General features: G+C 37.7%; 14 protein-coding genes, 1 pseudogene and 1 riboswitch. Of the genes and pseudogenes, 9 read left to right on the plus strand and 6 right to left on the minus strand.

What is annotated here, in order from left to right:
- Nucleotides 1–301, minus strand: a pseudogene (locus ACLIBH_RS10815) (EAL domain-containing protein); the annotation flags it as partial.
- A 64-nt stretch (nt 302–365) separates the two neighbouring features.
- Nucleotides 366–449: riboswitch (cyclic di-GMP riboswitch) on the minus strand.
- A 252-nt stretch (nt 450–701) separates the two neighbouring features.
- Here ACLIBH_RS10815 and ACLIBH_RS10820 point away from each other — a divergent pair.
- From ACLIBH_RS10820 to ACLIBH_RS10855, 8 genes are all read left to right on the plus strand, one after another.
- Nucleotides 702–1838 (plus strand): hypothetical protein, encoded by a 1137-nt coding sequence (locus ACLIBH_RS10820; RefSeq protein ID WP_439316715.1) that lies wholly within the window; start codon nt 702–704, stop codon nt 1836–1838.
- A gap of 41 nt (nt 1839–1879) precedes the next feature.
- Nucleotides 1880–2971 carry a 5,10-methylene-tetrahydrofolate dehydrogenase gene (locus ACLIBH_RS10825; protein WP_439316716.1) on the plus strand — a complete coding sequence of 364 codons (1092 nt, stop codon included), beginning with the start codon at nt 1880–1882 and terminating at the stop codon, nt 2969–2971.
- Nucleotides 2972–3140: 169 nt separating this feature from the next.
- A complete protein-coding gene (locus ACLIBH_RS10830; protein ID WP_439316717.1) occupies nt 3141–4175 on the plus strand; it encodes a dipeptidase in 1035 nt (344 codons plus the stop codon).
- A 12-nt stretch (nt 4176–4187) separates the two neighbouring features.
- A complete protein-coding gene (locus ACLIBH_RS10835) occupies nt 4188–5414 on the plus strand; it encodes a DUF819 family protein (RefSeq protein ID WP_439316718.1) in 1227 nt (408 codons plus the stop codon).
- Nucleotides 5415–5869: 455 nt separating this feature from the next.
- Nucleotides 5870–6763 (plus strand): diacylglycerol/lipid kinase family protein, encoded by an 894-nt coding sequence (locus tag ACLIBH_RS10840; protein ID WP_439316719.1) that lies wholly within the window; start codon nt 5870–5872, stop codon nt 6761–6763.
- A 443-nt stretch (nt 6764–7206) separates the two neighbouring features.
- Nucleotides 7207–10464, plus strand: a complete 3258-nt coding sequence (locus tag ACLIBH_RS10845) for an ATP-binding protein (protein ID WP_439316720.1) — start codon at nt 7207–7209, stop codon at nt 10462–10464.
- Nucleotides 10465–11275: 811 nt separating this feature from the next.
- The gene (locus ACLIBH_RS10850; protein WP_439316721.1) at nt 11276–14833 is read left to right on the plus strand and encodes a GLUG motif-containing protein; all 3558 of its coding nucleotides are present in this window, start codon (nt 11276–11278) and stop codon (nt 14831–14833) included.
- A 280-nt stretch (nt 14834–15113) separates the two neighbouring features.
- On the plus strand, nt 15114–15800 hold the full coding sequence (locus ACLIBH_RS10855) for a response regulator transcription factor (protein WP_439316722.1): 687 nt from the start codon (nt 15114–15116) through the stop codon (nt 15798–15800).
- A 16-nt stretch (nt 15801–15816) separates the two neighbouring features.
- Here the strand turns inward: ACLIBH_RS10855 and ACLIBH_RS10860 are convergent, their stop codons facing one another.
- The 5 genes from ACLIBH_RS10860 to ung form a co-directional block, all read right to left on the minus strand.
- The gene (locus ACLIBH_RS10860) at nt 15817–16203 is read right to left on the minus strand and encodes a ribonuclease HI family protein (RefSeq protein WP_439316723.1); all 387 of its coding nucleotides are present in this window, start codon (nt 16201–16203) and stop codon (nt 15817–15819) included.
- Nucleotides 16204–16406: 203 nt separating this feature from the next.
- Nucleotides 16407–17204, minus strand: a complete 798-nt coding sequence (locus ACLIBH_RS10865; RefSeq protein WP_439316724.1) for an ABC transporter permease — start codon at nt 17202–17204, stop codon at nt 16407–16409.
- 67 nt (nt 17205–17271) lie between these two features.
- Complete coding sequence (locus ACLIBH_RS10870) at nt 17272–17898, minus strand: ATP-binding cassette domain-containing protein (RefSeq protein ID WP_439316725.1); 627 nt, start codon at nt 17896–17898, stop codon at nt 17272–17274.
- 317 nt (nt 17899–18215) lie between these two features.
- Nucleotides 18216–18527 carry a hypothetical protein gene (locus tag ACLIBH_RS10875; protein WP_439316726.1) on the minus strand — a complete coding sequence of 104 codons (312 nt, stop codon included), beginning with the start codon at nt 18525–18527 and terminating at the stop codon, nt 18216–18218.
- Between the two features lie 132 nt (nt 18528–18659).
- Entirely contained in the window at nt 18660–19334 is a 675-nt protein-coding gene (gene ung / locus ACLIBH_RS10880; RefSeq protein WP_439316727.1) for a uracil-DNA glycosylase, read from the minus strand.
- Between the two features lie 301 nt (nt 19335–19635).
- On the opposite strand from ung, the gene ACLIBH_RS10885 reads away from it, so the two are divergent.
- On the plus strand, nt 19636–21888 hold the full coding sequence (locus tag ACLIBH_RS10885; protein WP_439316728.1) for a DUF2339 domain-containing protein: 2253 nt from the start codon (nt 19636–19638) through the stop codon (nt 21886–21888).
- Nucleotides 21889–21901: the final 13 nt, after the last annotated feature.

Raw genomic sequence — 21901 nt, forward strand, 5'->3', positions numbered from 1 at the left:
TAAAAGAAGGGAATTTATGATTTAATAATGTTGATGGGAAAACATTTAAAAATAAAGAACCTTCTTTTTTTGTAAAACCTGCTGTTTGGTAGGTGAGAATGGCTTTATAAATGGACCGCGAATCCAATTTATAAAGCCGTTTTCTACTTTTTGCACGTTTAAATAAAAATTCTGTGCTTTCCAACTTTTTATGCCTAAGTAATCCTTCGTATCCTTTAATAGTCCCCTCCTTCAAGTCGAAAATTGGCTGATAATGATGTAAAAAGGATTCGTTGTTCGACATTAATTGTTCAACAGACAACGTATTATCCCCTCCCTAAATAAAAAAATGCTATGCCAAAAATAGGGCATAGACATCCTGTGTTTTTGGCAACCCGGCTACCATAGTCAATGACCTTAGGCCCGAAGCTTTGCGTCCTTGTCTTTCAACAAGTTTGCCTTTTCATAATATTTAAATTATATAGGTCTATAATACTACAAAATACGCTATTTGACAATAAATAATGTCGAAAAAAGGGCATTAAGTACTATGGTTCGGCTCGTTCATTAAGGATTTTAGCTTTATACAAACATAATTAATTAAAGGAGTAATAACTGATTTAGTTTATCACCCTATTCAACGATCATCAACATAATTGTTTTACCTCCTTCCCAAATAGGGTATATATTTTTTGATATCGAATGTGATGGGGAGGAGGAATATGAAAAGGATAACGATTGGTATTATAGCCTCTCCAGATTTACCTGCACAAATAGCAGGTAATCTAGTTGAGAAATTGCCTGAAGCACTTGAAAAGTATGTTGATGTAAATGTTTCGTGGAAAATTAATGTGGACGTTGACCCACTAACAGGTGCTGCGGAATACATTAGCGAGGTTTTTGATAAAGCGGTTTCCTTAAAAGAAGAGAATCAATGGGATTATGTAATTTGTTTAACGGATTTGCCGAGCTTCTCTGGAAAAAAGGTCGTAACAGCTGATGCCCGTATGGAAAATAAAGTTGCGTTGATTTCTTTACCTGCATTTGGGGCATTTCCGCTAAAAAGTCGGGTGAAGAAGGCATTCATATTTCTCATAGATGAATTGTATTCCTTTGAGGAAGTACAGGCTGCTTCTAGAACAGTAGCATTAGAAGAAAATCACCTCCAATTATCTAGTTTAAAATGGCGTTTTTTGTTTTCAAAAATTCGCCGAATCTCTCTAAAAACCAACAAATACTTAGACGTACGGTTCGTTTTGCAATCGCGCATTATAGGCTGGTTACGCGTATTGTTTGGAATGACCTTCGCCAATCGCCCTTGGACAGCTCTCGTTTCATTTAAAAAGGTAATTACTTTAGCTTTTGCGACAGGTGCATATATTTCAATCTTTTCAACTCCATGGGAATTAAGTGTTGAATATACAGCCGTTCGTTTTATTCTACTAATGGTCTCCTCCATTGTAAGCATGGTCGTCTGGATTATTTTTGCACATAATTTGTGGGAAAAACCATCAAAAAGAGGAAAAACCGAGCTCCGGAAATTATATAACATAACGACTGTGCTAACATTATTCGTCATTGTGACGATTAATTACTTCGTGTTATTCGGATTGTTTTTAGTTGCGCTGTCTATATTCGTCCCACCGTCTTTATTTGATGCATGGACAAATTTGCAAGGGGAGCCGAATCTTGTCGATTATTTTCGACTTGCCTGGTTAATCACCTCGCTTGGAACGTTAGCTGGTGCAATTGGTGCCACCGGTGAGCAGGAGAGCAGAATTCGTCATATAACGTATTCCTATAGACAGCATAACCGGTATTATGAAATAGAAGATAGAAAAACAAATAATGCAAATTGAGTGAGCCGTTTTTAGGATATAGAGGAAAGAGGGTAGTCACTGTGCAAAAAAATCTAACAATCGGGCTAATCACTGCACCTGGATTGGCAACAGATGTCGCTAATACTTTGATGGATAACCTTCCGGAAGCACTCTCTAATTCAACCGATCAACAACTAAGCTTTAATATAGAAAATTGCGTTAACTCCACGGTAGGGGCAGTAGAAAATAAAAACGATATATTTTCTGAAACATATTCTTACGTATCGGATAAAAACTTGGATTTTGCTATTACAATTACGGACTTCCCACTAATTGACAACGGCAAGGTGATTACATGTGATATTCATCCAAAAGAGCGTGCAGCTATTTTATCTTTGCCGGCACTTGGTTGGATTCTAACGACTGAAAAGGTGCGTACTACGATTATTCAAATTGTTACCGTATTAAGTAACGACATTTACTCTGAAAACGCTTCTGAAACGAGCGACCAAGCTATTGATCGTGCCCGGAAAATTACGAAGTGGCTTAAGTATACAGGAGAAAACGAAAATAACCATATAAAAGGAATGCTCCGCTCTAAATTAATAGGAAAGCTACGCTTGCTGTTAGGAATGGCCTTTGCAAATCGTCCGGTTCAAATTATGTCAAGCTTATCGAATGTTATAGCAATCGCCTTTACGACAGGTGCATTTGGAATGATTTTTACTACGATGTGGAAATTAAGTGATGTATTTTCGTGGTATCGCCTTTCCGGGTTAACCATTTCAGCAATTATGGCGATGGTTTTTTGGATTATTATTGCCCACAGCTTGTGGGAACGCCCGGCACATTATGAGGAAAAAAAACTGCATCAGCTGTACAATCTAGCAACCATTCTCACACTGCTTATTGCAGTTATTGCATATTATATCGCATTATATATTATTTTTTTAATCACCGCTTTTATTCTAATTCCTCCAGGATTATTTGCGACGGTGCTTGAATTGGATAATGGTACAAGCATTACACAATATATGCGAATTGCGTGGTTTGCCACCTCTATTTCTACTTTTGCAAGTGCGATAGGGGCTGGTCTAGAGGACGAAGAGCGCATTCGAGAAACGACATACGGCTATCGGCAATACTGGCGATTTAAAGAAAAGGAGAATTAACGCCTATCTTTCTCCGTTTGGAGGAAGTTAAAAGCATTCATTCGATTGTTAAAAATTTCCAGCGTTCATTATACCTTTACGCTCGATCGGATAAATTTCTATATTGTATAATAAATAGTGCTCGTTACAAGCATCGGGGTTCATTTACAACATGAAGGGAGCATGTGTAATGCGTATATTTGACTTACATTCCGATATATTTACAGATATTGCACAGCGAAAATTGGCTGGTGAAAAGGATGTATTTGATCGAATTCATTATCCGAAGTTAAAAAAAGGCGGCGTTGACACGCTTTTTTGCGTTTTTTGGGTTGAAGGGATATACAAGCATAATCCATATGAACGATTTCAATCGGTATTTACGCACGTTTTGGAGGACTTAAAACATTCCAAGCACGCGTTTGTATGCGATCCACATGTGCCGCTTGAGGAACAGGAAGTGCCTGGAAAGATTCGTATATTGCTTGGTTTAGAAGGGCTGTCGTTTATACAAGGATGGAGAGGTGCGTCAATACGTACAAAAATTGAAAATGCCTTCCACGATTTGCAGGCTGATCGTGTTCATCACGCTATATTTGTGTGGAATGAACATAATTTTCTTTGTACGGGTACAGGCGCAACGTCTAATCAAGCGAAAGGGCTAACAGAAATGGGCGAGGTGGCAGTTCGAGAGGCAAATAAACGCAAATATTTGTTAGATGTTTCTCATTTAGATGTGGCCAGTTTTTGGGATATGTATCGCTTGAGTCAATTGCCACTATTTGCTTCGCACAGTAATGCAAAAGCGGTATGTGATCATGAACGGAATTTAACCGATGAACAAATAAAAGCAATCGCGGAAAAAGGCGGCATTATCGGATTGAATGCGCATGCAGATTTTGTTGATAAGCATGATCCAACCGTTGATTGTTTTATAGATCATGCAATTTACATAACCGATCTTGTTGGGTATGAGCATGTAGCATTTGGGTTTGACTTTTTGGACTATATGCAATCGTATGACCTTGGGGGAAATTTAGTAAACGCTTTTACGAAAGGATTGGAGGATGTTAGCAAAGTACCTGAATTACTTGTTCGAATGCAGGAGAGAGGGTTTACGGAACAAGAAGTACAGGCTATATGCTTTCATAATGCGTTTCGCTTTATAAGTCGTTATTTCAACCCAATAAGCAATGAACATAAACGTTTAGAAGACGTACTATAGGAGGGTGCAATTATGCAGGGAACGTTAATCCAACCAGATGATACGTTAACGTTGTGGGGAATACTAATCGTTGTAGCTTCCCTCAGTATTTATTTAGAACAGCGATTTCGCTGGGCATCAAAGATTTCCGGTGCAATTATAGCGTTACTCGGTGCAATTATTTTATCGAATACAAATATTATCCCGACTGAATCCAATGTGTACGATGCCGTATGGGGAGTCATCGTTCCTTTAGCTATTCCACTCCTGCTATTTCATGTCAATATAAAAAAGATATGGCAAGAAGGCGGAAAGCTACTCATCATTTTCTTTATTAGCTCGGTCGGTACAGTTATAGGGACAATTGTCAGTTTCTTTCTGCTTAAAGACCATATTCCTCATTTAGAAAAAATCGGAGCGATGATGAGTGGCTCATATACCGGTGGTGGTGTTAATTTCGCAGCATTGAGTGCAAAGTTTGAAACACCTGGTGAAATGGTTTCGGCTGCTGTTGTTGCCGATAACTTAATGATGGCGATTTATTTTGTGATCTTAATGATTATCCCGACAATTTCCTTTTTCAGAAAGGGCTATCCGACACCGCATATCGAAAAGGTCGAGAGAGGAATTGGCAATACAGATGGTAAGACTCTAGCAGACGGCTTTTGGAAGCGGAAGGACATTTCATTAAAGGATATAGCTATGTCCGTCGGTACGGCATATCTACTTGTTATTATTTCATTCAAGCTCGCAGCGTTTATCGGGAACGTGCTTCCATCTGGCGAAAATACTCCATTTGTACTCAATGTTATTCATGGTCTACTTGGAGATAAATATTTAATGCTAACTACAATTACGTTTATTCTGCTTTACTTGTTTCCATCTTATTTCGAACGTATACATGGGAGCCAAGAAATTGGGACGTTTCTTATTTACATTTTCTTCGTCGTTATTGGTGTACCAGCGTCAATACCGTTAATTGTTAATAATGCACCATTGCTTTTAGTGTTCGTTTTCATCATTGTCGCTCTAAATATGATTGTTTCACTTACTGCAGCTAAGCTTCTAAAATACAATTTGGAGGATGTACTCATTGCGAGTAATGCGAACATCGGAGGGCCAACAACCGCTGCTGCTATGGCGATTGCTAAAGGATGGAAGGATCTGGTAGGACCAATTTTAGTTGTTGGAACATTAGGTTATATTGTAGGGAATTATATTGGTACATTGCTTGGCTTTTGGTTTGCTAGTGTAATGTAAAATGGGGGTGCTTTTACGATGCATTTGTAAGGCTCGGGGCGCGTACATGAATATATGTGATTAAAAGCGTAGGAGGCTTGAAAGGGAAAAAAGACGATGAAGCCTTGTTAATAATATAAAATATATGATTTTTACATTAAAAAAGTGGATAAATTGAACGGTACTCCTGTTGTTAAATTTTAACAGCGAGGGAGTACCGTTTGTATTTTTAGGAACTTGTTGTACCGCTTTGGGTATTTGGAAAAAGAAAAGACTTTTTGTTGTTCGGTTTCTCGTATGTTGTATAGGGGAATATGTACTATTGGCTGAAAGAAATGTACATCTATTTTTAATTCACGAAGCGTGTTGCTTTTTCTATTAACCGTTTTTCGAGTAGGTCACCTTCTATAGAAAAGTAGTTGGTTACCGAATAGTAAGCTGTAAACGAACGTCAAACGATAATAGGAGGAACTAGGATGCTACAAATAAATAGAGCATTGTTACTATACAATGGAAATGCTGGTGCGCAAACTGTTGAGAAAAAATTAGCACAGACGTTGCCAATATTGTCGCAAGGCATTAAAGAGTTAACCGTCATCCAAACACATAGCTTGGATGAGTTAAAGGAGGTGTGCAAAGAGTGGGCGACTGCAATTGATGTATTAATTGTGCTCGGTGGAGATGGAACGGTGCATGCTGTTATCAATTGTATAGCCGGCTTGGATATAAGACCAGCGATCGCCCTATTACCCGGTGGTACTTCAAATGATTTTAGCAGAACGTTACGAATGCCACAAAATTTAAAGGCAGCAGCGCAGTCGATTATAAATGGTACGCTTCAAAATGTAGATGTTTGCCATGCAAATCAAAATTATTTTCTGAACTTTTGGGGAATCGGTCTCGTTACGGAAGCATCAAAGAACATTGATGAGGCTCAAAAAAATAATCTAGGTGTGCTAAGTTATTTTATTAGTTCATTAAAATCAATTCGTCAGACAAAAGCTTTTTCATATCGTTTAAAAGCAAACGGAAAAGCGTATGCTGGAGAAGCAATTTTAATTTTCGTATTAAATGGTCGGTATATCGGAACGAAAGAAGTACCTATAAATAATTTATCACCACAAGATGGGAAAGCAGATGTATTAATAATAAAAAACTCAAACCTCGAGTCGCTACGGGAACTATTTGCATTGAACAATCAACATGGTCATCGTGAAGAGCTGGAGGCTTTAGAACATTTTCAAGCTGAAGAGATAGAGATAGAGACCAATTCAGTTGAAGAAGCGGATATGGATGGGGAAATATATACATCAACCCCTGCTTCAATCGCTGTAATTCCAAGTCACTTAAGGATGATATATGGAAAATGAAATCGGATTTATCACAGTAAATTTTCGGTCTTTGAAAAGGTGCCTCCTTTTGCGTACTGTGGGGTCTCACCGATCTCTTTCCTTCTGCTGAAGCCACGCATACCCATTCGCTACGGAATAGGAGCCTTCCTTACTTTCCAAAAGCTAATCCAAAACATAAAAAAATGAAGGGATATTCCATTTTATGTCGAAATAAGGAATATCGTACAATTATACAAAAATATGTAAGTGGGAAATTTGCTTGTGCTCTTGTATTGAAAAAAGTACAGGGGCATGCTTCGTGTTTTTATAAGCAATGTAAGTACAGCTTCAATTTTAAATCTCCTTGCATAAAGATTATTTTGCTGTTCGATTTCCAATTACTTGTTTAATAGATCAATTGTCATTGTTAATGGCAGGCAATACGATCAAGCGCAAGAAGTGTAGGAAAAGGGGAGCATTCAGTGAATAGAAGGATTATTTATTGTAGTATGCCACTTATGATCGTGTTATTCATTTTTTTAAATTTCAACAGCATATTGGCTAGCTTTGAAGACCAGCTAATATTGGAAGATACGACAGATAAACGTAGTATATATCCAGCTACATATATGATAAAAGATCGAGCGAAGCGTCTTACGATTGACGATGTCCTATCAAACTCATCCTCACACCAGTTTCTTCATTCGAGCAATGTAGAGCAGCAAGGCGGTTTTTTTGAAACGGTTACATGGCTTCGTTTTGAAGTTAGGAATGAGTCAAATCAAAAAGAATGGCTTCTGGAGTTTGCCTTCCCACTTATTTATCAACTTGATATTTATACGGAAGAACAGAGTACTTGGACAAAGCTGCATACAGCAGGTACAAACTTCCCTTTTAACGAGCGGGAGATTAATCATCGAAATTTTATTTTTAATTTGGAAATTGATCCAGGCGAAAGCAAAACATTTTATGTTGCTGCAACAGGAGGTGGAGATCTACATCCTCCAATAAACATATGGCGTAAGGATGCTTTTACAGAGAAGTCGCAAGATGAGTTTTTAATGCTTGGAACTTTTTATGGTGTCATACTCGCAATGATTTTATATAATTTATTCCTCTTTTTTAGTTTGCGAATGAAAAGCTACCTTTACTACGTCTTAGTAATAACATGTACATTAATGGGGAAGTTATCTATTAATGGACTAGGCTACCAATATATTTGGTCAAATTACCCTGGCTGGAATTTAATATCGACACCGTTTTGGGTTAGCTTGGCATGTCTATTTATTCTTATTTTTACGCGAAACTTCTTAGATGTAGATACTTATATTCCTCGTTTTAAATATGTGTCCTATGGTCTTATGGTGTTAAATGGGCTCGTTCTTGTCATTTTACCTTTTTCACATTATACATCGCTACATTTAATGATTGCTGCAACCTTCAGTACATTTGCGACTGTACTACTATGTGCAGTTATATGTCTAAGAAGAGGTGCACGTCAGGCTCGCTTTTATATTATCGGGTGGGTCGTTTTTCTAACTGGCGTATGTATTACTATTTTAGTGCGAGCGGTTGTATTACCTTATGCCTTTATTACGGAATATGCTGGACAAATTGCTTTATCTGCAGAAGTTATATTACTATCCTTTGCTTTAGCCGATAAAATAAAAATTATCCGTGCTGAAAAAGAGATAGCAGAACGAAAAGCAAAAGAGAGTCAAGCGCTCGCAATGGAAAACTTAAAAAAGGCTGACAAATTGAAGGACGAATTTTTGGCGGTTACCTCACATGAGCTGCGCACCCCATTGTATGGCATGATTGGAATTACGGAATCGTTAAGAGATGGGATTGCAGGAGAGGTTTCAAGGGAAATGGATGAGCAGCTATCGTTAATTATAACGAGTGGGAACCGATTGACACACTTAGTAAATGACATATTAGACTTCTCTAAGTTAAAGCATGATTCGCTTGACTTAGAAAAGAAAATAATTCATGTGCACGGTGTAATTGATACCGTCATAGCGGTTTCCAAACAGCTGTTAAAAAATAAACGAGTGAAGCTTATTAAAAATGTTGATGCTATGTTACCTCCACTTTATGCGGACGAAAACCGTCTGCAGCAAATATTGTATAATTTGCTCGATAACGCAATTAAGTATACGAATGAGGGAGAAATCGTTGTTTCAGCGACGACTGAAAAAAACAGCTTAATACTAACTGTTTCGGATACAGGAAAGGGCATTCCTAATCATCAGTTATCTAATATATTTAATGCGTTTCATCAAGGCGACCCGTCCCTTTCGAGAAATGTTCAAGGTACAGGGATTGGCTTAAGTATTACGAAGCGATTAGTTGCGCTTCATGACGGAAAGCTAGACGTCGAATCAGAAGTCGGCAGCGGATCTACATTTATCGTTACGTTACCAACAACAAAAAAACTAGATGCTATCGTACAGCAAGTTGAAGAAGTTGCCTTAACGACGGAATCGATCGAATTTTCAATAGTAGAGGGATTTCAACCATATAAAGAAAATAATGCAAGGTATCTACCGCGAATTCTTATAGCTGATGATGAAGCAGTTAACCTACAAGTGTTAGTAAATCAACTAACGCTCGAAGGCTATGACGTAAGCACAGCAATGAATGGAAAAGAAGTGCTGCAAATAATAAAAAAACAACCGCCAGATTTGTTAATCCTTGATATTATGATGCCACAAATGTCTGGCTATGAAGTATGCCAGCAGCTCCGGAAAAAGTATACATTAATGGAGTTACCTATTCTTATGCTTACAGCAAAAAATCAGATCCATGATAAAGTAGTTTCCTTTGACGTGGGGGCAAATGATTATGTAGTTAAGCCTTGTGACAAACAGGAGTTGATCTCTCGTGTGAAGACGCTCGTACGAATGCGCAACTTAAACAAGGAAATCATCGAAATAAATATGCATTTAGAAGATAAAGTATACCAACGAACGGAAGCATTAAAAGCAACGAACTTAAAATTACAGCAGAAAAATGAAGAGCTTGTTGAAATGTCAGCTTCAAGGCAAAGGTTATTAGCTAACATTGCACATGAATTAGGCACTCCGGTAACTCTTATTCATAGTTATATGCAATCGTTACAGCAAGGTCTTGTTACTGTGGATGATGAACATTATAATGAATTGATTCGAAATACAATAAACATATTAAATCGATTAATTAGTGATTTGTTTGATCTGTCTACGCTTGAGGCTGGAGAGAAAAGCATGACAATGCGAGCGGTTCATCTAGATGATTGGCTAAATAATGTATTGAACAGATGTGAATTCACCGTCGTACAAGCAAACAGAATATTTAAAAGGCCTAAGCTCCCATCCTATTTTAAAAAAATAACAGCCGTGGTAGATATTGAACGGATGGACCAGGTTTTTTCGAACTTAGCTTCAAATGCAATAAAAAACACAGAAGAAAACAATGGTTGTATTTCAATAGCATTTGATATAGACGAACGAGCGGACAGCTTATACATTTCAATTAAAGATAATGGGTACGGTATTAAAGAAGAAGATCTCCCGTTTATTTTTAATCGATTTTACAAAGGAACAGTTCAAATGAGCGAGCAAAAACAGCAAGCTGGAGCGGGGTTAGGCTTAGCAATTGTAAAAGAGATAATAGACCGCCATAATGGATCGATCCGAGCGCAAAGTATAGTGAATACTGGTACTACATTTTCAATTAAACTACCGATTAAGAAATAGAGTGCTTAGCGGTTGAGTCAATGTCATAATTGTCATTTTTAAAAAATCACAAAAAAACAGAATTTTGAAATCTATTAAAAATTTAAAGCTAGATTGGTGTCTGCTGTGTTCCATCCGGATCCACTCCGCTTTCCGCAGGCAACGCCTCAACTAATTTTAAAAGGTTGCCCCAAAACTGTATGAGTAAAATGTTTGTGGGGGAACAGATGCACGAATCTAACTAGATAATATGTGATCAATTTTACTTCGAACGATATACACATGAATAACACCGTTGATTTTCACTGCAGGTGGATGCTTTCCGCGGGCCTGGCTTCAGCCTCCTCGGAAAGCGTAGTGTATATCTACTGCGGTCGGTAGGAATTAATACTAATAGTAACGAATACAAAGAGAGGTTTTTTAACTTCTTAAACTAACACCCACAAATACGTGACTCAATCCCCAAAACTTTTAAAATGGATTTTCGGCTGTTGCTTTTCCTGCAGGAGTGTGCGTGGATTCGGATTCTACACAGACAAAATGAATAAAAGGCGGAAAAACCACGGTCATCAATGCTCGTGGTTTTTTGCTATTTTCTACTAAAATAGCTTCCAATCTAAAAGAAATAGCAAATTTTAGTATATTTATGAAGTTTTATTTATATTCTTAACCTAAATTTAACTTTGATTACTTAAAATATTAAATATGGATATTATTGGAGGTGTTGTGTGCGCAAATACGTACGAAAAAACAAATTAGAAATGCTTGCTATGGATAGAAGGTTATATTTGCTTGCAGCTATAATAATTTGAGCTGAAAATGAGGTGTAAAAATGAACAATAAAACATTCCGCATCCGGTTATCTAAAAATGTACTCATTTTAATTTGTACGATTTTTTTAATCGGATCGCTACTTCCTTCTCTTCAAGTAATTAGCTATGCACAAACGGAAGGGGACGTAAACGAAGGGGATCAACAAGAAGACACTCAGGAAATGATGGATGAAGAAGAAGGAGCAACGACCCCTGATGAAGACGAGAGCGATACGGGGCAATCCGGAGAAATGGAATCACCGATCGATTCCGATCAAGGAGAAGGTGAACCTACTGAAGCTGAAACAGAACAAGCAGGGGAAACAGATGAGTCATTGGAAGATGGTAGTAATTTAGATGATGAGAAAGCTGCAGAACAAGAAACAGCATCGAGTAACAGCGAAACGACAGAGGAATTAGAGAGTCCAACGAACAGAGGTGTGACGACATTTTCACAGCAACCGTTTTCCACTTCAACAGCACCATCATCCACATCGATTACTGAAATTCATACGGTAGAGGATTTAAACAACATTCGTAATAATTTAAGTGGACACTATGTGCTTATGAACGACATTGACTTATCAACCGTTAACGGAAATGGGTACTGGACTCCTATTGGCAGTTATGCTAGTAATCCATTTATGGGAACGTTAGACGGAAACGGACATACAATTCAGAATATTAAAATCAATGCTTACGGTGTCGATTATCTTGGTCTATTTGCTTATACGAGTTCGGCTGAAATACGGGATTTAACACTTGAAAATGTAGATGTGAGTGGAAGAAGTTATATTGGGGCACTTATTGGAGCAGGGATCGGGACTACGATTGACAACGTAGCTGTTGTATCCGCTGACATTACAGGTGATAATTACATTGGTGGCTTAGTCGGTGAGTATACAAACCAAAGTACAATTCTTAACAGTTCTACATCAGGAATGGTTTATAGTACTGGAAGCTCTGGGAGAATCGGAGGATTGGCTGGAGCTGTACAAGGGAGCTCAATTATAAATTCAGCTTCTACAAGTACAGTAGAAGGAAAAAGCTTTGTTGGCGGCCTTATCGGTCACGCAATTAGTACCGTTACTATTAAGAATAGCTTTGCGACTGGAAAAGCTACAGGTACTAATCGTGTCGGTGGTTTAATTGGATATTTTAGAGAGAGTACGATTGAAAGCAGCTACGCGACGGGGGAAGTTTCAGGTACATCTCATGTCGGTGGTCTCGTTGGATATCAAGAGAAAGGTACAATCAAGGAAAGCTACGCAACCGGCTATGTATCTAGCACAAATTCCGTTGGGGGATTAATCGGATCCACATATCAAGGATCCGTCCTAAATAGTTATGCAACGGGGACAGTAGAAGGAAGCAATATTAATATCGGTGGTTTAATTGGACAAGTAAATTCTACAAACATTGAGAATAGCTATGCAGCTGGAAGTATAGTTGAAGGTGTCAATTATAGTGGAGGACTAATAGGTGATCTATCTGGCGATGCGACGCTTCTTATAACAAATAGTTACTACGATAAGGAAGCAACCGGCCAAACGGATGAAGGGAAAGGCGTAGGGAAAACGACAGCAGAAATGCAGGATGCAAGCACATATGTTAATTGGGACTTTTCATCCATTTGGGGCATACATCCGAGTCAATACCCACACTTACAATTTAACGCGCCAGCTCCTCCAATCACACCTACTCCGGATGGAACTATTTATGTAAAAGAAGGGGAAAGTGGGCATGGTGTAAGCTGGTCGGATGCTTTTGGTACGTTGCAAGAGGCACTGGATATTGCAACAGCAGGCGATGAAATTTGGATGGCAGAAGGAACGTACGTGCCAACGCAAGGTTTAGATACAAACGATAAACGAACGAACACATTTCAAATGAAAAACGGGGTAACGATCTATGGTGGTTTCCCTGCAACTGGCAATCCAACGCTGTCAGAACGTGATCCTAAAATGTATGAAACGATTTTAAGCGGTGATCTTGATCGTAATGACGACGGAACATTAGCCTCTAAACAAGATAATGCGTACCACGTTATTTACAATAATGATGCTTCTGTTAATCAGACGGCAGTTTTAGATGGGGTAACCATTACTGGTGGATTTGCAAATGGTGATGATCTTACGAATCAACAAGGTGCTGGGATGTATAATGCAAATGCAAGTCCTACGATCCAGAACGTTGTATTTCTAGAAAATGCCGCTACCTATTCTGGTGGAGGTATGTATAATAACAATTCAAACGTAGTAGTCATCGAAAGTAGATTTCTAAATAATACTGCTACTGATTTTGGTGGTGGCATGCACAATGATAATGGTTCACCTATTTTACATTATGTAACATTTGATTTTAATTGGGCAAACACTGGAGGCGGCATTTACAATATTGGTAATCGTTCCGATATAACGATAAAAAACGTTGAATTCAACAGCAATATGGCTCAAAATGGAGCCGGTCTTACGGTTGCAGATGAATCGAAAGCAACGTTAATTAATACACTGATGTTATTTAACAACACAATGCAAGATGAATTTGGCACCCCTGGTGGGCAAGGCAGCGCACTATATATTGCAAATGGCGGTCAAGTGAAACTTATTAACGCAACAGTTACTAGAAATGGTTCAGAGGTTGGCTCCGTTATTTATATGTCGGATTCCGAGGGTGCAGCATTGGATATTCAAAACACAATAATTTGGGGTAATCTTTCACCTGTTTTGGAATTTGAGGGGATATATGGAACTGTAAATAGTACGCATAGCATTATTGAAGGCTCTGGTGGCAGTGATAGCTGGGACGATGCATTCGGTAAAGATCGTGGGAATAACTTAGATGTAGATCCGCTATTTGTTGAATCGGGCGATCATCCGGTCTCATTAGAAGCACATTCGCCTGCAATAAATGGAGGAAACAATGACTTCGTTCCTGGGGATATTGACGAGGATTTTGCACGTAACGCGCGTATTCATCACCATATTGTTGATATTGGTGCGTATGAATACGTGGGAGATCAATTAAGGACGATTTCAGCGGTTGAAACATTCGATCCTATCCATGTGAGCTATGGAACGTTACAAAGCGAGCTCATGCTGCCTGAAAAAGTTAAAGTTACTTTAGATGACAATACAACATTAATGGTAGATGTAAACTGGAGCGAAGGATCGCCAGCTTTTGATCCAGAGCAGCCTGGTGAGTATACATTTACTGGAAAGCTTGCTAGCGATGATCAATACGTTAATGTGGATGATATCCAAGCCATTATTACTGTAATAGTTGAAGCAGAAGAGCAAGAGCAGGGGAATGAAAACGAAGAGAATTCAAATGTTTCAGATGAGAAAGAAGCTACAAATGATGAAACTGAACAAGACGAAGATCCGCTAGTAGATGAAGTCGATCAGCAAACAGAAACAGAAATGAAGGAGAGCAATTCAGAACAAGTAACAGATGAGGAATCCGATATGTTGCCAAAAACAGCTACAGCTTATTTTACAATTTTATTAATCGGTGTCGTCATTACGTTCATTGGAATAATGATTTATGTGCTCCAACGTAAAAAATCCGTACAGTAGCGTAACGGTTGTCGTAGATTTGCTCCTTGAGATGCATACAGTTTCTTAAGGAGCTTTTCTTTTCTGTTATTAAAAATGCAAGTCAAATTCCTAAAAGTAAATTAAATCGATTAATGTTTTTGGAGTATTCGAAAATGGTGGATAAGGGGAAACGTTTAATAGTAAGGGACAATTACTTGCTTTGAAGAATAAAAGTAGTAACACGTTTAGGGTTTTCAAGGTTAATTAAAAAAGTACAAATGCAGACTTCTTATTAAAATGAATCAAGGAGGTGTGTAGTATGGACAAAGAAACAATACTAGTCGTAGAAGATGAAGTAGGAATTCGAGATATAATACAAATGTACCTTCGGAAAAAGGGCTATGAAGTTATGGTGGCGCAGGATGGAAGACAAGCGATCGAAAAAATACGTATTAAAAATCCGCAGCTCATTCTGTTAGATATTGAGATGCCTGGTATCGATGGATTTGAAGTGTGTAGGGAAATACGAAAAAAACTAACGGTTCCAATTATATTTCTTAGTGTTCGCCGCACGACGCTTGATAAAGTGAAGAGCTTTGAATTAGGAGCAGATGATTATTTAACGAAACCATTTGAATTTGAAGAACTGGAAGCTAGAATAAAGGCAAATATACGAAGGTATCGATCAGATGTTTTAGGTGGTTCGAATATATTAAAATTTGATGAATTAGAAATAAACTTAAACAACTATATGTGTTATTTAGATGGAGAACAAGTTACACTGTCAACAAAGGAAATGGAATTGTTGATCCTTTTGGCAAAAAATCCGAATCAAGTGTGGAGTCAGGAGCAACTGTATGATCATATCTGGAAGCTGGACGCTACAGGGAACGTCCAAACTGTGAAAGTTCATATTAGCAATTTACGTAAGAAGCTTGAGAAGGATCAAGCGAATCCTAAATTTATAAAAACCGTTCGCGGCTTTGGCTATTTATTTGCACAGTAAAATTGGATACACAGCATTAATTTTTAATCGCTTGTCGAGCAAGACGATCTGCGTGAAAATTTTGCTTTTCTGGAATCCATTTAATAAAAAAGTATGGGAACGCGCTTGCTTTTTCTCGAATTTTATTTAAGAGAGGAATGAACATTTCATTCCGAGTATAATCTTTTTCTATCGTGTCAACAACAATTTTGGAATCGGTGCGAAAAGATAATATTTCATTCGGAAACGATCGTTGGCAAATCGATAAGGCGTGAATTACAGCGTTAAATTCTGCCTCATGGTTAGTCATAACACCTAATGGAATATGATAGGATTTGAATGTATCGTTATGCTTCATATAAATTCCAGCACCACTTGTACCAGGATTCCCATTTGAAGCACCGTCTGTATAAACGATTATCATTAGCTCCCCTCCTAATGTGTGTCTTATTATACTAGACGATAAATAAAAAGAATAGAATTTCTGTTCTTGAATATACGAAATTGGGAAAAGGAACAGTCGGGAAAATTCTGTTAGAAGCTTGAATGCTTCCCACGTAAAGCGCGTGTAGTATATGAGCGAGACAAGCTAATTTTTCGAGAAATAAATGTTTATCTTATTTTTATTTAATTCCGTTTTGTAATAATGAACTGGTTCCGACTTGTAAAAAAGCTTTTATAGGATAGGTGTAAAAAAATAACAATTGTAATTGCGACGGTTCCTGCTACGCCAAGCATTACGGCTACTTGGTATTTGACAGCTGCAAGTGGAGATTGTCCGGCAATTATTTGACCGGTCATCATACCAGGCAAAAAAACGATCCCCATGCCAACCATCGCATTTATTGTTGGTAATAATGCGGCATCAAAGGCTTGGTTAATAATTGTTTTAGATGCTTGCTTAGGTGTCGCGCCGAGCATTAAAGCGGCTTCTACTTTATCTTGTTCTTGCTTCATCCCGGTTAATAAATTAGTAACTCCAAGTGCGACGCCTGTCATCGTTTTTCCAATAATCATACCTCCAATCGGGATGAAAATGCGTGGTTCATACCATGGGTCTAGTTGTAAAACAACAGCAACCATATAGAGCATGCTTAATGCTATTCCAAGAACCATTGCGAGTGCAATCATCTTTTTAAGCGATTGATGAATGGAAGGTTCTGTTCGGTCGTATACATTGTAGATGGCAAAGCAGAGCATGAAAAAGATAATCGCAATAGTAACCGCTGGGTGTGGGTATTTGAACACAAAAATTAGTACATAACCGATTAAAATTAATTGGAGTGTCATGCGTAAAGTTGCGATGGCAATCAGTTTTTCACGTGGAATTTTTTTGATTCGAATAATGAACCAAACGATTAAAATAAATAAATAGGCTGCAGCTACTTTCCAAAAGGTTAAGTCGATTGTTCCATTGCTATCCATATATGTTTGTAATTCCTCCTATTACTTTGGTTCAATAGTTGCACAACAACGTGTCGGTATTTAGGCATTAATCGTTAATACGATACGTGTCCATAACGATTACATCATCAGCGAGTTTGTTTTTTAACTCGTTATCGTGTGTAACCATAATTATTTTTATCATTTTTTCTTTGGCATACGCAGCAATATCCTTCATGACGCGCCACGCTGTTTTATCATCAAGCGAGGAAGAAGGTTCATCAAGTAATATTGCTTTCGCTTTGTCCATTAATAGTATTCTGCCAAGTGCTAATCTTTGTTTTTCGCCTCCAGATAAATTGGACGCATCTGTATGTAATTGCGTATCGAGCTTGAGCAACTCCAGCATTAACATCAACTTTTTATCTGGAGGGAAATCCGCACCAGAAAAAGTTAAGCCTGTGAGCAAATTGTCACGTACAGTGCCATCAAAAATTACAGGAGCTTGCGGTGTCATTGGTATTTTTTTTCTTAGCTCTAACGGATCAATTTGATCGATCGATTCGCCTTCAAAGTAAATGTTCCCTTCAAGGGGATCATCAAGCTGATTAAGCAGTCGAAGGAGGGTGGATTTACCACTGCCACTTTGACCGACGATACATGTGATAGGTTTGTTTATTTCTAAGTAGTCAATCTTTAATACGTTTTCCACAATAACGTTTTCGAGTTTAAACAATATAATCACCCTCCTATCGTATGTTTAACATATGGTTTCATATTTTTTTCCATGGCAGATGGCTTAATATATTCCCATTGATAATTGCGCTTTAACTACCATTAGAAAAGTGTACGCTGCAATAATATCTAACACTAAAAGTTTTCCGAAGGTCGTTTTAACTATTCCCTAATCGTGAACAATTAAATCGTAAAAAAATGAAAGGTTTATTTTTAATAAAAAATACGTGTTCCGCTGACTCGAGCAATCGTATCAGGAAAACACGTTCGAATTGTTTCGTATAAAACACTGTTGAGATAGAAACCTTTTGAGTAAAATCAATTTGTATACTGTTTACTAGTCTGCCATTTTCGATAGTTATATATAATCTCAGCAACTATAAGTAAGAAAACGACGGTGGCAAATAGTATATTGACAGTTATACTCCAGCTTGTATACATAAAGATCACACCTACTGCAACTGCGGTTAGTGGGAGTGTATAAAGGTTCCGAATCATTCTTCTCCGGTAAGAAAGCTTAAAATAATTAATAGCAAATCCTTTATCAACTCTGCCTTTTTTACGATTAATAAAGTATAGAATAATGACTACAATAGCAGTTGTAAGGAATGGAACAACTATAACAGACACATTTGTACCTCCTCGTATAAAATATAGGTATCTACGCCTTCTATTACTCTCATAAAGAAAGTTACGTCAGGCCATTGCCATTTTCTCCAGTGGACTGGACAGTTGAAATAGATAAACGAATTAGCAAAAAAGTTATTTTAATTCCCAATTAATTTTTGTTTTACCGTTATTTTCTAAGATCTCATTTGCTTTAGAAAAAGGTTTGCTCCCAAAGAAGCCGCGATACGCAGATAACGGGCTAGGATGGGGCGCTTTAAGAATATAATGCTTATTTGTATCTATTAAAGCTTGCTTTTTTTGAGCCGCACTTCCCCACAGCATATAGACAATAGAATCTTCCTTTTGGTTTAACGCTGAAATAATACGATCGGTAAAAATCTCCCACCCTTCTCCTCGGTGAGAATGCGCTTCTCCTTTGCGAACAGTTAGTACTGTGTTTAACAAAAGCACGCCTTGCTTTGCCCACTCGATTAAGCAACCATGTGACGGTGGAGCATACCCTAAGTCATTTTCTAACTCGCGAAAAATATTTTTTAAAGAGGGTGGTTGCTTTACATTAGGCTGAACAGAAAAGCTTAACCCATGCGCTTGTCCTGCTCCGTGGTAAGGATCCTGACCGAGGATCACTACTTTCACCTGCTGAAAAGATGTGTAGTTGAGCGCGTTAAATATTTCATGCTCCGCAGGAAAAATAATGTTGTTTTTATACTCCGCGCTTAAAAAGTTACGTAAGTTTGTATAGTATGGGGAATCGAATTCTTTTGCGAGTAAATCTGTCCAATCATTAGTTAATTTAGCTGTTATCATACGAATTAATCTCCACTTCTATTCCTATGTTTAATCGATAAAATTATTAGCTCATCCTTACTTTATCATTGTTTTTAGTTTAATTGTAATGTTTAGGTAGGGTGGAATCGACTATTTGTAAGTCAATGAAAATGTAGCAACGACGATAACCGCATCGTACTAAAAAGTAGATTAATCTATATAGCCTACAAATTCTAGACGCGATTTAGAACAAATTAAGGATTGTTAAAAAGTAGGTGTACATATATAATGGAAAAAATGGCCATTTAGATATTAGACATGCAGAAATGAGGGGTTGTAGTTGCATGAAGAATTGAATGAAATGCGTGAAAGGCTTTCACAATTAGAGGCAGAAGTCGGAACGTTGAAGCAGCAGCTTAAACATATTGAAATGGCTGAAGCGGATCAATTGTTCATAGGTAATCAACCTGATGAACAGCATAAACCGATACATTCGAATCAAGAGGGGAAAGAACCGTTCGAGGTAAAGGGGAAAAGTAAGGAGCAGCTCGTTAGCCATCGAGTAGATGAGAACAGTCGGGAACAAACGAGTGAGCCATTGAGTCAACAATATAGTGAAAAGAGAAAAATATCTAATTCGATATCGAAGCAGCAAAGTAGCCGTACGTCTGATACGGTACGTCAGAAGCAAGCTAGCTCAAGCAATACGAAATTGAAAGATAAAGTAGATTTCGAGAGCTTGCTCGGAATTTGGCTTCCTAGAGTTTTTATGTTCATTTTGTTGCTAGGCGTGTTATGGGGCTTAAAGGTTGGAATGGATAACGGCTGGATAACGAATTCCATTCGTGTCGTCATAGGTTATACAGGAACGATTCTGCTTTTATTTGCAGGTATGCATTATGTGAAGCAACAGAAAAAGCTATTCGGTCATACATTATTAGGAGGCTTTATTGCATTAGGCATTTTAACTACTTTTGCAGCGCATCATTTGTACGATTATTTTAATGCACTAGTTGCTTTTTGTATTGGGATTTTATACATCATTGGCGGTATGATTTTAGCAAAGAGAATGAAGTCCGAAACCTTAACGATTTTTTCAGCGATTGCGGGCTTCTTACTTCCGTTTTTGCTTGAAGGAGCAGAAGCTTCTACGCTTTTATTTTGCACATATATATTGGTACTTTTTTTATCGTTTTTTTATGTGTCGCTTAGTGAAAAGCATAAGCTTTCCTTTTACATTACCTTCCTATTGTTTCACTTAACATTATTCGCATATGGATTACTTGAAGGTACAACCGGAAAAGAGCCGATCATTGTAGGAACGGTTGTTATTCAGCATCTTCTACTTTTAGTTTATTATGTGAAGGGTACGGTTTCCAGAGTTGTTTTCAATGAAGTCCTCATTTATACAAACGTTGTCTTTATGATTGCTTGGATAAAGCTGTTAGAGAGGCAGCAAGAAACAGTACTCTACGGTTTACTGGCGCTATTATATGCAATGCTCGCTATTTACTTCATTCGCAAGAAAAGTACAACGCTTAAAAGTGTTGTTACAGCTGTTGCTGTATTCACTATAAGTGTATGGCTGCTTTCAATCCAATGGGATGTTGCACAGCTTCGGCTAATCTTCCTTCTTATTAATGGAACGATTGGGTTATGGGTTGGATTCAATTATAAAGCTGTACGGACGATTGTAATGAGTGCATTTGTGTATGGATTAACGGCGTACGTCGTTATTTCATTCATTACGATTCAGCGCTTTTTCTCAATTGAGCATTTTTCTTGGATGGCACTTCTAATTACAATGTGCAGCGTATATTATATAGTCTATCAAATGAATCGCACCAAAATTGAAACGAAGCAAACATTTTTTGCGCATAGTTTAATAATTGGTCAGTTCATCGTATTCTTATATATTCATCATTTAGCAAATACGTTCATACATATGGTGAACATAAGCTATCCAACAGCGTTACACGTAAAGATGCTTATTTATTTGCTCGTGCTTATTCTCATGTACTTTATGCATAAATGGAAGCACGGTTTATTCGTTACACATGCGTCTATCGCTGGCTTCGGAATCGTTGGTCTTGTTCTTATCGTAATTCCAATGAGGGATTTTTACGATAACAACGGTTTTTATTTTCATCTATTTGTACAGCTTATCTATGTATTGTTATTCACCGTATGCTTTATTGCAATTAAAAGAAAAGTTTTTTATAAAAATACCGAGTGGCTTAATCGATCGTACTCTAAGCTCGCCGTTGGCGTACAGCTTTTGTATTTCATTTTCATTAATAAATGGTATTTAGCTAGTACAGCTGTTTGGCACTGGGATGAGGAATTTGTTTTACTCGGTCATACGTTTTTGTTATTTTTATTTGCTTTTGCCTCTGTAAGCTTTGGAGGGAAAATGCATTGGAAATATGTGCGTATAGGCGGCTTCATTCTACTAGTTCTTTGTGTTTTTAAATTATTTATCGTTGATCTTGCAAGTGTATCCATTGTCGTTCGTGCAATATTATTTATCGGGGTAGGCGTTGTAGGCTTGTTTTATTCTCGTACGTTACTAAAAGACGATAAAAACGCTTAATACAATCCATTTA

The organism is Virgibacillus sp. W0430, assembly GCF_051846935.1.
In the GTDB taxonomy this organism is placed as follows: domain Bacteria; phylum Bacillota; class Bacilli; order Bacillales; family Amphibacillaceae; genus JBPYCR01.